The organism is Gardnerella piotii, from assembly GCF_049815665.1.
Classification (GTDB): domain Bacteria; phylum Actinomycetota; class Actinomycetes; order Actinomycetales; family Bifidobacteriaceae; genus Bifidobacterium; species Bifidobacterium piotii.
The window spans coordinates 169,397-182,342 of the sequence record NZ_CP187450.1; the positions used below are offsets into that span (position 1 = coordinate 169,397).

A 12,946-nucleotide genomic window follows, 5' to 3' on the forward strand; every position below is an offset into this window, starting at 1 on the left:
ACCAAAATCTTTGTTTTGCTTCTTCGACTTTAGCTGCGCCCCCTGCAGTCTCTTTAATCGTATCGTATTTTTTAATGAAAAAGAACAAAATTAGATAAAAAATCACGGTTTTTCACATTATTTAACACATGTTTACGTATATAAACTTTTGGCCATTCTATTTTTTGTGTATCAGATTATTAAAAATGCCCCCAGATTATTAAATCAAGAGGCATTTTAATTTAGATTTTAGATTTTTATTTTATACGTAAATTTTACGCTTAAATTTTACGCGATTGCGCTTGTTCCGCCATTTGTGGAATTGTTGGCTTGCTGAACAATTGCTGCAAGAAAATCGCGATTAGAAGCAGTCTTCTTTAAGCGCGGCACCAAAGTCTGATAAGCCTGTTCTGGCTCTAGTCCGCCGAACAATCGCCTCAAGCGATAAATAATCGGCAACTCTTGAGCAGGAGTAATCAACTCTTCGCGGCGCGTGCCAGAAGAATTAATGTCTACAGCTGGGAACAGTCGCTTATCTGCCAAATCGCGGCTCAAACGAAGCTCCATGTTTCCAGTGCCCTTAAACTCTTCGAAAATAACTTCATCCATCTTTGAACCAGTTTCCACCAAAGCAGAAGAAATAATAGTCAAAGAGCCGCCATTTTCAATGTTTCGTGCTGCGCCAAAGAACTTCTTAGGAGGGTAAAGCGCTTGAGCATCTACGCCGCCAGAAAGAATACGGCCAGAAACAGGAGCAGCAATATTGTATGCGCGAGCAAGGCGAGTCATGGAATCAAGAAGAACAACAACATCTTGGCCAAGCTCTACAAGCCTCTTAGCGCGCTCAATCGCAAGCTCTGCAACAGTAGTGTGGTCTGATGCTGGGCGGTCGAATGTAGAAGAAATAACCTCACCCTGAACAGTGCGCTCCATGTCGGTAACTTCTTCTGGGCGTTCGTCTACAAGAACAACCATCAAATGTACTTCTGGATTGTTAACAGCAATTGCGTTAGCAATATTTTGCAAAGTGATTGTTTTACCAGCCTTAGGAGGCGAAACAATCAAACCACGCTGACCCTTGCCAATAGGTGCCACAAGATCAATGATTCTGCCAAGCATGCGATTTGGCGTAGTCTCTTGCTTTAAGCGTTCATTCGGATACAAAGGTGTGAGCTTAGCAAATTGTGGGCGATTTTGAGACTCTTCTACGCTCATGCCGTTAATGCTGTCAACACTTTGCAAAGGAACGAACTTTTGACGCTGATTCCTGCGATCTCCCTCGCGAGGAGCACGAATAGAGCCTTGAACCGCATCTCCCTTGCGTAAGCCGTACTTTTTGATTTGGCTCATAGAAACATAAACGTCATTTGGGCCAGGCAAATAGCCAGAAGTACGCACAAATGCGTAAGATTCAAGCACGTCTACAATGCCAGCAACTGGAACAAGCTCTTCTTTCGGCTCTTCGCGACGTGGAGCTTGCTCGTGAATCTCGTGCTCTTCGCGAATCTCGGAGCGTTCCGCACGTTCAGCACGTTCCGCTTTAGAATCGTAGTCGTCTCTAGTGCGTCGCGTTCTGCGCTGGAATCTATCAGATCTTTCTGCTTTAGAAGTGTAATCATTTTCTTCGCTAGAGCGAGTAGACATACGCATTCTGCGCGATTCCGAGTTGCGGTTAGCGTTTGAAGTAGAAGACTTTTCACTTGGCAAAGTGGCAAGAATCTGATCTAAATTAGCATCCACTTCGTCTGTTTTAGCAAAATTACTACCATTATTTTGCTCAGCGTTTACGCTTGCATTTGTACGAGCGTTATCTTCTCTCGTAACATTTGTAGAGCCTTCTTTGCGATATCGATGAGTCTGATTTTCGCGCGCAAAATTGCGATGACGCTCACCACTATTTGCATCGCTTGAATCAGAAGAATCATTAAAATCGCGATTCGTGTCAATGCTCGAGCGGAGTTCAAAAGAAGATGAATTGTTTTGCTCTTCGTCATCTCTTTGAGAAACACGATTTATTCGCACAGTGCTTTTAGGAACATGAACGCTAACACCAGCTGGCGCATCCCCACCATTGCGCGCAGCAGTTAGCGTAGCAACCAAATCTGGCTTGCGCATTGTAGACGTACCGCGCAGACCCATTTGCTTTGCAAGATCCTTAAGCTCCGAAAGCTTCATATCATCAAGATTTTGGCTTGTTGCCACAGTTATGCCTTTCCCTAACTCCAAGATAGACTGCTTGGAGCTTTACGTGGAAGATTACGGAAAATCCGTTGTGAATATAACGACAAACACATATCAATGTGTATTAATCGCTGATAAATGTATGCTACTACACTCATACGACTCACAACACACGCGTGGCAATGCAGACGTTATAAACGTTACAAGCGCTACTTCTTTTCGTGATACGACTTTTCGGTATTAACAGACCAAACGTTATCTTTAGACTTCTTACCACTATTGATGTTTTGTACAGCTTCAATAGCAGTTGCCATTGAGTGATCCTGGTTATTGTAGCGGTGCTGGCCATTTCTACCAACGCAATACAAGTTGCCAAAACCGTCTAAGTACTTAACAAGCTCAGGCATTTGAGCATAAGTGTCAAAGTAAGCAGGGTAGGCCTTTGGAACGCGTTCGCGATGAGCGTCTAAAACGTCATCTTCGCTGTCAATAACTTGCATGCGAATCAGCTCGTCAATGGCGTTTTTGCGAGCCTCTTCGTCGCTCATATTCCAAAAATCGTCGCCTTCGCTGCAGAAGTATTCAAGACCAATCCAAACGGTATTATCAACATCCTTAACAAGGTATGGACTCCAGTTGTTAAAGATTTGCAAACGTCCAACCTTGTAGCCAGGGTCTTGAACGTAAATCCAGCAATCTGGCACAATAGGTGGGTTGCCAAGCGTTGGAATGTCGGTAGTGTTGCGCAAACGCATGCGCTTAACAAGCAAGCCAACAGTCACAAAATCGCGGTAAGGAAGGCCAGACGCAACTTTTTGCAAGTCTTGTGGAACTTCTGCATTTGCATCGCCATTCGCGCCTTGCTCAATAGAAGCAACCAAATCTTTAATTGGCATAGACGAAATGAACTGATCTGCATGAAGCTCACTGCGATCGCCATTTTGATTTTCAACAACAACGCTGCAAATCTTGCCGTCCGCCTGCTTTATGGCAACAACCTTAGAGCCAGTTAAAACAGTAGCGCCATTTTCTCGGCAACGGCGTTCAACAGTCTCCCAAAGCTGACCTGGACCAAGCTTAGGGTACCAAAATTCCTCAATTAAAGAAGTCTCAACTTCTTTCTGACTTGCCTTATTCTTAGGCATAAGCTTAGAAATAGCGTTCTTCAAAACTTCAACAATGCTCAAGCCTTTAACGCGCTGAGCACCCCAATCGGCAGAAATCTGGCTTGGATGCCTGCCCCAAAGCTTCTCGGTGTAGCCCTCAAAGAACATAGAATACAGCTTTTTGCCAAAGCGATTAATGTAGAAGTTTTCGAGGTTTGTTTCTGGCAACTTGTGAATCATGGACCAAAGGTAGCTAAAACCAACTTTCATGGTTAGCACAAAGCCCATAGATCGCAAGGTGGATGCAGAAAGAGAGATAGGGTAGTCAAAGAAATGATGATTCCAGAAGATTCTAGAAACGCGATGACGCTTAAGCATAACCTCATCTTCGACTTCTGGGTCTGGGCCTCCAGCCTCTAAATCGTGATGCCTGCCAAGCTTCTTATCGTCGTAAGAAGGAGCGCCTTGAAGAGGCAGCATATCTCGCCACCATTGCATAATGCGATCGTCTTTAGAGAAGAATCGGTGTCCGCCAATATCCATGCGGTTTCCGTTGTATTTTACGGTGCGAGAAATGCCACCAAACTCGCTGGTTGCCTCAAGAACAGTCACATCGTAGCGGCTAGAGCCGCCATCTTTTACAAGCTCCCAAGCTGCCGTCAACCCTGCCGGACCGCCACCAATAATCACTACAGATTGTTTCTGGGATTGTGTATCAGCCAATTTTCCTCCATAACTAAAAACCGCTTTATAAAGTCAAAAACGCAAAATTGCAAGCACGTATCTGTATTAAAATCTAAACGTAAGCTTTACTAGCATACTCTTATCACGCGATAGATTCTGGAATATCAATATCTGTTTTTTGAACTTCCTCCACGTTTACGTCTTTGAAAGTAACGATTCTAACGTTTTTTACAAATCGCGAAGGTCGGTAAACATCCCACACCCAAGCGTCTGTTAATTGAACGTCAAAGTACACGTCTTGACCTGCGGAGCGCACGTTAAAATCAACCTTATTTGCCAAGTAGAATCGGCGTTCTGTTTCTACAACGTACGTAAAAAGCTTAATAACGTCACGATATTCCTTGTATAACGCAAGTTCGGCGTCTGTTTCGTAATTGTCGAGGTCTTCGGCGCTCATTGCTTCCCTTCCGTTGGCGTGATTTGCGTATTTGATGTAGCTTTATTCGCTGCGTCGTCTTCTTGAGCACGCTTGCGGCCTCGTCCTATAATACGCCACCATGCGCGCTTAGAGGAATTATCTGTGTGCTTAACACTAGACTCGGCTTGTTCGGTTGCTTGCGACTTGCGCAAATCGCCATTTTTAACTGGGATTGCAATCGAATGCTCGTGCGCGCTTAGGGCCTCGCAAACTCCAGGATTATCTTCGATAACGTGTAATCCAAAAGCGTCTAGCGAGCGAATCGCATCGTACTCGTCTACAAGAGTGTCCATTACAACAAAATCTTGATACTTTTGGCTTTGAGAATCCCAAAGTGCATCGCGAGCAGTTCCCGTTTTCATAAATCCAAGCGACTGGTACACGGAAAGCGAGCGCGTGTTTGTTGCAGGAACGCCAACCCAAATTCTGTGCAAAGCAAGGCCAACCTCGCTTGGCGCAAAACCGTAAGTCATAACTCTAGGCATTGCATCCCTAGAATACCCACGACCCCTATAGTCGCGTCCTAGAATCACCTGGATCCTAGCGGATTTAGACCAACCGTCAATGTCAATCAAAAATATCATTCCAATAATATTGCCATTAGCATTTTCGGAGTCATCAATAAAATCTGGCACAATTGACCATGCGATTGTTGGGCGCGATTGAGCGTCGCTAGAGGCGGCATCATGATTAGATTTTGCCTCAGTGCTTCCAGCCGAAGACCATTGCACAGAACGATTTACCCACGCGTGAACCATCGCGCGCTCCGATTGCGAATCTTTGCCTGTTATAACGGCCGCTCCATCAAAAGCATGCAATGCGTCCATTTGCGCCAAATCTTCGATTGTTGCTGGCCTAAGACGTGCCATTTCGCCGCGGATTGGCGGAATCGTAATATTTTCTGGCAACTCGCGGTGGCTTGTAGAATCAGCATTGAATCCTTGCATATTCACCTTTTTCATACAATCGACTTACGTGTTACAAAGCTTACAAAAAGCGCTACAGCGATTAGTGAAAACCGCGTTATAAAATCGCACTTTTTGCACCCTATACAATGCTATAAAACACAAAGTTAAAACGCAAAGTATAAAGCGCAAAAAGTGCAAAGTAAAAGCTAATCTAAACTAGCCTTTGATTTTTGCCATTACAATCTTAGTAACGGCCTTAGCGTCTGCTTGACCCTTAGTCGCACGCATAACGGCGCCAATAATCGCGCCCATCGGCTTCATATTTCCAGACTTAAGCTTTTCGGCAACCTCTGGGTCTGCTGCAAGAGCAGCATCAACAGCGGCTTCCAAAGCGCCGTCATCGTTCATAACCTTGAATCCGTGCTTCTTAACAACTTCATCAGGCGTGCCTTCGCCAGCCAAAACGCATGCAACAGTTTGCTTAGCGAGCTTATCGTTAAGCTTACCGTCTGCAATCAGCTTTTCAACTTGCGCCACATCTTGCGGAGTAATAGGCAATTCTTCCAAAGTGACGCCACGAGTGTTTGCTTCGCGAGCAAGCTCACCAAGCCACCACTTCTTAGCGCCAGCAGCGCTTGCACCAGCCTTAACGGTTTCTTCAACCAAATCAAGAGCATCCGCGTTAAGAATATCTCGCATTTCAAGATCGCTAATGCCCCATTCGCTTTGCAAACGGTTACGGCGCTCGCGAGGCATTTCTGGCATTTGTGCCTTCATGCGCTCAATATGCTCCTTAGTGATGTGAAGCATAACCAAATCAGGGTCTGGGAAGTAGCGATAATCGTCGGCGTCGGACTTTACACGGCCGCCAGCAGTAGTCTGAGTTGCCTCATCCCAGTGACGAGTCTCCTGCAAAATCTCGCCGCCTTCGCTCAAAATAGCAGCCTGGCGACGAATCTCGTATTGCAGCGTCTTTTCAATTCCACGGAATGTGTTCACATTCTTAGTTTCAGAGCGCGTACCGAATGGATCGGTTGGCTTTCTGCGGAGCGAAACGTTTACGTCTGCGCGCATATTGCCCTGCTCCATACGAGCATGGGAGATGTTGAGAGCGCGAACAATATCGCGAATAGCGCGCATGTATGCGCCTGCGATTTCTGGAGCGCGGCTACCCGCACCTTCGATTGGCTTAGTTACAATCTCGATTAAAGGAACGCCTGCGCGATTGTAATCAACCAAAGAATGATTTGCGCCTTCGATTCGGCCGTCAGCGCCGCCAACGTGCGTATTCTTACCAGCGTCATCCTCAATGTGAGCGCGCTCAATCGGAACGCGGAACACAGTGCCATCTTCCAGCTCAACATCCAAGTAGCCGTTGCCATTAGTTGGCTTATCGTACTGGGAAATCTGGTAATCGCGAGGCATATCTGGGTAGAAGTAGTTCTTACGAGCGAACTGGCTCCACTCAGCAATCTCGCAATGCAACGCTAAGCCAAGCTTAATCGCGTAATCAACTGCAGTCTTGTTTACAACTGGCAAAGAGCCTGGCAAACCAAGGCTTACAGGAGTTAGCTGAGTATTTGGCTCGCCACCAAAAGATACTTCTGCTGGGCAAAACAGCTTTGTGCGCGTGCTAAGCTCAACGTGAGTTTCCAAGCCGAAAACTGGGTCAAACTGCTCCACAGCATCGGCGTATTTCATAAGTTTTTCAGCCATGAGAATCCTTCTTATTTAAGCTTTATTTCACTTTACTTAGCCAATGAATCGAGCCAACCAGCTTTAAGCGACTTCCAGATTGGGCCGCTCCATTTTTCTTCGAGCGCTGCTTCCAACGCTGCTGCAGGCTTGTACATCTTTTCATCATGGCATTGCGGAGCAATAATCTGAATGCCAACAGGCAAGCCATCATCGCTCAAGCCAGCTGGGAGGCTCAAAGCTGGAACGCCAGCCATGTTTGCAGGAATCGTAGCAATATCGTTCATGTACATGGAAAGTGGATCGTTCATCTTCTCGCCAAACTTAAATGCCGTTGTAGGGCTTGTTGGAGAGACTAGAACATCTACCTTATTAAACGCTTCTTCAAAGTCGCGAATAATAAGCGTACGAACTTTTTGTGCAGAGCCATACCAAGCGTCGTAGTAGCCAGCAGAAAGTGCGTAAGTGCCAAGAATAATACGACGCTTTACTTCGTCGCCAAAGCCAGCTTCACGAGTTGCAGCCATCATGTTTGCTGCAGTTTGAGGCTTGTCTGCTGGTGGCATTACGCGCAAACCGTAGCGCATTCCGTCGTAGCGAGCCAAGTTGGAGCTAACTTCGGAAGGCATGATTATGTAGTATGCAGATAGCGAGTAAGGGAAGTGAGGGCAGGAAACTTCTGTTACTTCTGCACCCATATCCTTAAGCAACTGCACAGCTTCATTAAAGCGTGCTTCAACGCCTGGCTGGAATCCGTCGCCGCTAAGCTCTTTAACAAGACCAACCTTTACGCCCTTCAAATCGCGGCGAGCGCCCTCGCGCGCAGCCTGAGCCATTGGAGGAACAGGAGCTGGAATAGAAGTAGAATCGCGCCTATCGTTGCCGCCAATGATTTCCTGCAAAAGTGCAGAGTCAAGAACGGTACGAGAAACAGGACCAATCTGATCCAAGGAGCTTGCCATAGCGATTGCACCAAAACGGCTAACTCCGCCGTAAGTTGGCTTTGCGCCGACTGTACCAGTTAAAGCGCCTGGCTGACGAATGGAACCGCCAGTATCTGTACCCAAAGCAATAGGGGCTTCGAATGCAGCAACGGCCGCAGCAGAGCCGCCGCCAGAACCGCCAGGAACGCGCTCAGTATCCCAAGGATTGCAAGTGGTTTGGTAAGCGGAATGCTCGGTAGAGGAACCTTGAGCAAACTCATCCAAATTAGTCTTGCCAAGAATTGGCATGCCAGCTGCCTTGAGCTTTTCAATAACAGTAGCATCGTAAGGTGGAACCCAGCCTTCGAGAATCTTAGATGCTGCAGTAGTTGGAATGCCCTTAGTGACAATCATGTCTTTAATGGCAATTGGAACGCCTGCAAGTTCAGGCAAGCCTTCAGCTTCGCCATTAGCATTCTTTTTATCAAAAGCATCTGCTTGCTCAAGTGCAACATCTGCAGAAACGTGCAAGAATGCTTTGATTTCTGGTTCGGCTGCTTCGATTACTGCCAAGTGAGCTTCAACAAGCTCGCGGCTAGAAACTTCTTTAGCTTTTACAGCTTTTGCCATATCGGCAGCAGAAAGCTTTACTAAATCTTGAGTATTAGTCATGTTTATTCCTCCCCCAAAATTCGAGGTGCTACAAACATGCCAGACTCGCTTCTAGGAGCGCCAGAAAGCGCTTCTTCTTGAGTCAATGGCGTAGCAGGCTCGTCTGGGCGCAAATACGCTTCAAGAGGTACTGGATTTGCAGTAGGTGGCACATCTTCGCCAGCAACTTCCTGCACTTTGTTAATAGATTCTGCAATGACGTTTAATTCGCCTTGCAAGCGACTGATTTCTTCGTCGCTAAGCGCAATCTGGGATAGAACGCCCAGATGCTCAATTTCTTCGCGTGTGAATGTTGGCATAACCTCAACTATATGTGTGATGCGTGACCTTTGCTATAGCAAAAATTATGCAAAAAGGGCTTTATCTTGTAGTCAAATCTTTTGAATCTACAGAGTAAAGCCCTTATTGTTTTTGCAAAATTATTTGCAGAATATTTAAATATTTTAGATATCGCGATGTTTTTCAACAATGTGGCCAATTGCATACATGACTACGCCCCAAGCGAGAACCACCAAGCCTGATTGCCACCATGTAAAAACATATGCGTTTGGTGGAAGCTGTGCACCCGAATTAGGGGAGCTGCCCAAGAATTTCTCCACCGCTGTGGCTGGCAAAAGCTGTATAAGTATTGAATTCCACTTCGCGAAATTGCTCGCAAACATAATAATGCTAAGAACACTAGGCAAAATCATCACGGCTCCAATAACGCACATAATTCCGCCAGCAGTTGACTTGCAAATCATGCCAAAGCCGTACGCCATTGCTGCTACAACAACCATAATTGCAGGAGATCCAAGAAATAGCGTAAGAGGCAATTTCCACGCGTTGCTTCCAGATAATCCAGAAGTGCTGTCTCCTATAAAAGCTAATTCTGCAGCGCCTAGCGAAACTGCCATTGCAATAAGTTGCACCACAAAAACGTAGATTGCAACAGCAATAAACTTAGCCGTAAAGAACATACCCCTTCTAGGTACAGCAGTAAGAGAAGCCTGAATTGAAGTTGTAGAATGCTCCGCGGTTACAGCAAGCACTGCAAAAATCGACAAAACAATCAAAGATACAGAAGCAAAACTAATAACTAAGTGGAAAATGCTATCTTGAGATGCAATAAGGCTGCCTTTATTGCTCGGCCCAACAGTAATTGCAGCGCTTGATCTACCTTGATTTGCTCCATTCTTAATGTCAACTTTAGACATTGCTTTTTGCACAATCGCAATAATAAAGCTAAAGATTACTGGCAAAACAATAGCTAATGCCATGCACCACCAAGTGGACGCAAGTCCACGCAACTTAACAATCTCAGATTTAAGCGTGTGCATAAATGTAAGGCGCAAGTGCTGAGCGTTCATGCTGCGACCTGTTTTATACGCGTTAGACTGATGTGCGTTAGATTCAGAAGATTGCACTTGTTGATTTGCTACTTGCTCACTCATTTTGCACTCTCCTTATTGTTAGATTGCTCTACGTTTTGTTCACTTGGCTTCGCGCCGTTGCTAGGAACAGCCTTCGTTACATACTGCTCTTGACCGTGTGTAAGAGCCAAATATGCTTCCTCAAGTGACGCGTGCTCGTAATTAAGCTGATATACCAAAATTTGATTATCCGCAATTTCGCGAGCAAGCTGATTAAGCTCACATCCTGTTATTCTAAAAAGTTCGCCTTCTTGAACGTCTTGAGGCGTGCGATTATCTGGCAAAATCTTGCATTCAGGATTATTTTGAGCAAGCACAGACTGTAGTTTTTCGCCTTCTGGAGTTACAAGTCTCACAGCGTGCTGCGAATGCGCGTCAACAAAATCTTGAACCGTTGTGCGCTCCAAAATTTCGCCATGCGCAATAATCACAAGATTATCTGCAGTAAGCGCAACTTCGCTCATTAAGTGCGAGCTAAGTAGTATTGCACGGCCTTCGCTTGCGTAATACTTGCACAATTCGCGAACCCACTTAACACCTTCTGGATCTAAGCCGTTAATTGGCTCGTCCAAAATAAGATTGTGAGGGTCTGCTAAAAGTGCCGCAGCAATAGAAAGACGCTGACTCATACCGAGCGAGAAGGATCCCGCTTTGCGGGTTTTAACACTTGATAATCCAGTAATATCAATCACTTCGTCAACGCGCTTTTTTGATATTCCATGAGTTAAAGCCAATGAATACAGGTGATTGTAAGCCGTACGGCCCCTGTGAGCAGACTTTGCGTCAAGAACTGCTCCAACTTCCGTCATTGGAGAGGCAATTTTTGCGTAAGGTTTGCCGTCAATAAGAGAAGTACCACTATTGGCATGAATAAGATTTAACGCGCAACGCATGGTGGTAGATTTACCAGCGCCATTAGGACCTAAAAAGCCCGTGACTTTACCGTCTTCGGCGACGAAAGAAACGTCGTTAAGCGCTGTTTTTGCGCCGAAACGTTTTGTAATATGTTGAAATTCTAACATAAATTAACAATATCACAAATAAAAAAAATGCACATAAAATGTAAGTGTTTATGAGTACAGGCTAATGCGTTTTAATTAACATTACTGATGAGATTCTGCTGCTGAAATTTTAATTAAGATTTTATTAAGACTCAGCAATTTGGTGCTGCATGTTGCGCAATCCACGCGTGCATGGAAACAGCTGCGGCTGCTCCTGCGTTTAGCGAGCGAACAGAGCCAAATTGCGAAATGTAAACAACGTCATCCGCCATCTCTAGTGCTTTTTTAGAAAGACCTGGACCTTCTGCACCAAAAAGCATAAGGCAACGTTTAGGGAACTTGTAGTTTTCCATAGCAACAGCACCTGGAATAATATCGAGCGCTATAACGCGAGCGTTTTTAGCGTCTTGTTCCTTGATATTTGCGATTTTTTCGGCTTCTTTATTGCCATCTGCCTGTGCTTTAAGCAAAAGTTGATGCGCTTCTTCTGTTTCTCGTGCTATATTTTCGCGCCAATTAGTTACTAGAGTTTCAATAGTTGGGCAGCACTCAACGTATTGGTAAAGCTCAGTCATTAACGAGCCTTTACGATTCCATTTATGAGGCCCTACAATATACACTTTTTTCGCTGTAAATGCGTTTGCAGTGCGAACCATAGAGCCTATGTTGAAATCGTGAGTCCAATTTTCTACAGCTACTTCAAACTCATGACGGCCTTTAGAATCGAGATCCGCTTTTATAGCTTCTACTTTCCAGTATCGGTAGCAATCTAGAACGTTACGCTGATCGCCTTCGTCTAGTAATTCAGTGCTAAACCGCGCATCGTAATTTGGCGATTCTGGATTATCTGGACGAGGCTCACCTGGGTGTTCTTCTTCCCACGGGCCAACTCCTATAGGTCGAAATTCTGGCTCATCGGAAGCTTTTGCAGCCAAAGTAATTGGATTCGGTTCGTGCATGTATAAGTTTTGCTCCGTTTAATACTTTTGCTTAGTATTGGTAGCTAGTATTTGCAACTAGTCTTGGCAGCCGTCTGTTGCGCAATCGCCTGTGCAACCTGACTTGCAGTGACCGCCACAGCAATTGTCTTCACAGCATGGCTCAGTGCAGCCGTCATGCTTGCAATCACCAGTGCACTCTACTTTGCAATGGCCACCGCAGCAATTATCTTCACAGCACGGCTCAGTGCAACCATCGTTAGCACAATCTCCCGTGCATTTAACCTCGCAATGACCGCCACAGCAGTTGTCGTTGCAGCAATCTTCGTGTTCTGCATCTGCGCGTAATTCTTCTTCACCGAAAGCTTGAACAAATGCCATTTTAGTACTCTCCTCACTTATTGGATTTACTAATTGAAGATGCCTTGTGCCTTGTTTGTCGGCGTCAACACCACCAATTAATGCAACTATAGCAAGAATTTGCGCGCCTTGCTGATTAACAATGCCAAAATCAAGACTTAATTCATTGCCGTGTCGTAAAGTCACAAGCGAAGAAGTTTGAACATACGATTTTTCAGAAAGCCAAGAGTCAAGTAACAATACTCGCTTGCCTTTAACAGACGGACCTTTTGTTGCAGGGAAAACAAAATCCATAACGAAGCCGTCGAGCGCAATTCCTTTACGTTCTGCAGCATGAATAAGTGCAAAAACCATAGGCACTGCAGCAGCAGTTAACGCACCAATGGCGTCAACATCGCGTTCTAATGAATACCCAGCTTTCTCAATCGCATCAAAAAGAACATCTCCAACCAACTTGGAGCCTCGCTGATTAAAAGTAACAGAAAACAGTTCGCTAAATGGTTTCGCACTCATATCTGCGCAAAGCATGCGCTTAAGTTCCGCGCGTTTCTCTTGTAATTCTGTCATTTTGCACTCCTTAGCGTTTAGAGTTCTTAAATTTTTGACGCT

At 45.3% G+C, this 12,946-nt stretch carries 11 protein-coding genes; all 11 read right to left on the reverse strand.

What is annotated here, in order from left to right; all coding sequences use genetic code 11:
- Positions 1-267 precede the first annotated feature (267 nt).
- Positions 268-2,181, reverse strand: a complete 1,914-nt coding sequence (gene rho, locus ACPEIW_RS00690) for a transcription termination factor Rho (protein WP_425663811.1) — start codon at positions 2,179-2,181, stop codon at positions 268-270.
- A gap of 188 nt (positions 2,182-2,369) precedes the next feature.
- Positions 2,370-3,989 carry an NAD(P)/FAD-dependent oxidoreductase gene (locus ACPEIW_RS00695; protein ID WP_425663813.1) on the reverse strand — a complete coding sequence of 540 codons (1,620 nt, stop codon included), beginning with the start codon at positions 3,987-3,989 and terminating at the stop codon, positions 2,370-2,372.
- Positions 3,990-4,092: 103 nt separating this feature from the next.
- Positions 4,093-4,407 carry a DUF2469 domain-containing protein gene (locus ACPEIW_RS00700; protein ID WP_004105898.1) on the reverse strand — a complete coding sequence of 105 codons (315 nt, stop codon included), beginning with the start codon at positions 4,405-4,407 and terminating at the stop codon, positions 4,093-4,095.
- Positions 4,404-5,375 carry a GNAT family N-acetyltransferase gene (locus tag ACPEIW_RS00705; protein ID WP_410294141.1) on the reverse strand — a complete coding sequence of 324 codons (972 nt, stop codon included), beginning with the start codon at positions 5,373-5,375 and terminating at the stop codon, positions 4,404-4,406. The genes ACPEIW_RS00700 and ACPEIW_RS00705 overlap by 4 nt, the downstream gene beginning before the upstream one ends.
- Positions 5,376-5,552: 177 nt before the next feature.
- Positions 5,553-7,052: an Asp-tRNA(Asn)/Glu-tRNA(Gln) amidotransferase subunit GatB gene (gatB, locus tag ACPEIW_RS00710; protein ID WP_410293906.1), complete on the reverse strand. Its 1,500-nt coding sequence runs from the start codon at positions 7,050-7,052 to the stop codon at positions 5,553-5,555.
- Between the two features lie 32 nt (positions 7,053-7,084).
- Positions 7,085-8,626, reverse strand: coding sequence for an Asp-tRNA(Asn)/Glu-tRNA(Gln) amidotransferase subunit GatA (gatA, locus tag ACPEIW_RS00715; RefSeq protein ID WP_425663816.1), 1,542 nt, complete (start codon positions 8,624-8,626; stop codon positions 7,085-7,087).
- A gap of 2 nt (positions 8,627-8,628) precedes the next feature.
- Positions 8,629-8,925: an Asp-tRNA(Asn)/Glu-tRNA(Gln) amidotransferase subunit GatC gene (gatC, locus tag ACPEIW_RS00720; RefSeq protein ID WP_004114131.1), complete on the reverse strand. Its 297-nt coding sequence runs from the start codon at positions 8,923-8,925 to the stop codon at positions 8,629-8,631.
- Between the two features lie 144 nt (positions 8,926-9,069).
- Positions 9,070-10,059 (reverse strand): ABC transporter permease subunit, encoded by a 990-nt coding sequence (locus ACPEIW_RS00725; RefSeq protein ID WP_425663818.1) that lies wholly within the window; start codon positions 10,057-10,059, stop codon positions 9,070-9,072.
- Positions 10,056-11,060, reverse strand: a complete 1,005-nt coding sequence (locus tag ACPEIW_RS00730; protein WP_425663820.1) for an ATP-binding cassette domain-containing protein — start codon at positions 11,058-11,060, stop codon at positions 10,056-10,058. The genes ACPEIW_RS00725 and ACPEIW_RS00730 overlap by 4 nt, the downstream gene beginning before the upstream one ends.
- 131 nt (positions 11,061-11,191) lie before the next feature.
- Positions 11,192-11,998, reverse strand: coding sequence for a TrmH family RNA methyltransferase (locus tag ACPEIW_RS00735; RefSeq protein ID WP_425663822.1), 807 nt, complete (start codon positions 11,996-11,998; stop codon positions 11,192-11,194).
- A gap of 57 nt (positions 11,999-12,055) precedes the next feature.
- Positions 12,056-12,904, reverse strand: a complete 849-nt coding sequence (locus tag ACPEIW_RS00740) for a hypothetical protein (protein ID WP_425663824.1) — start codon at positions 12,902-12,904, stop codon at positions 12,056-12,058.
- Positions 12,905-12,946 lie beyond the last annotated feature (42 nt).

Coding starts and splice junctions, on each gene's coding strand:
- ACPEIW_RS00740 (WP_425663824.1), bottom strand. CDS start 12,904: ATGACAGAATTACAAGAGAAACGCGCGGAACTTAAGCGCATGCTTTGC.
- ACPEIW_RS00730 (WP_425663820.1), bottom strand. CDS start 11,060: ATGTTAGAATTTCAACATATTACAAAACGTTTCGGCGCAAAAACAGCG.
- gatB (WP_410293906.1), bottom strand. CDS start 7,052: ATGGCTGAAAAACTTATGAAATACGCCGATGCTGTGGAGCAGTTTGAC.
- ACPEIW_RS00735 (WP_425663822.1), bottom strand. CDS start 11,998: ATGCACGAACCGAATCCAATTACTTTGGCTGCAAAAGCTTCCGATGAG.
- gatC (WP_004114131.1), bottom strand. CDS start 8,925: ATGCCAACATTCACACGCGAAGAAATTGAGCATCTGGGCGTTCTATCC.
- gatA (WP_425663816.1), bottom strand. CDS start 8,626: ATGACTAATACTCAAGATTTAGTAAAGCTTTCTGCTGCCGATATGGCA.
- ACPEIW_RS00725 (WP_425663818.1), bottom strand. CDS start 10,059: ATGAGTGAGCAAGTAGCAAATCAACAAGTGCAATCTTCTGAATCTAAC.
- ACPEIW_RS00700 (WP_004105898.1), bottom strand. CDS start 4,407: ATGAGCGCCGAAGACCTCGACAATTACGAAACAGACGCCGAACTTGCG.
- ACPEIW_RS00705 (WP_410294141.1), bottom strand. CDS start 5,375: ATGCAAGGATTCAATGCTGATTCTACAAGCCACCGCGAGTTGCCAGAA.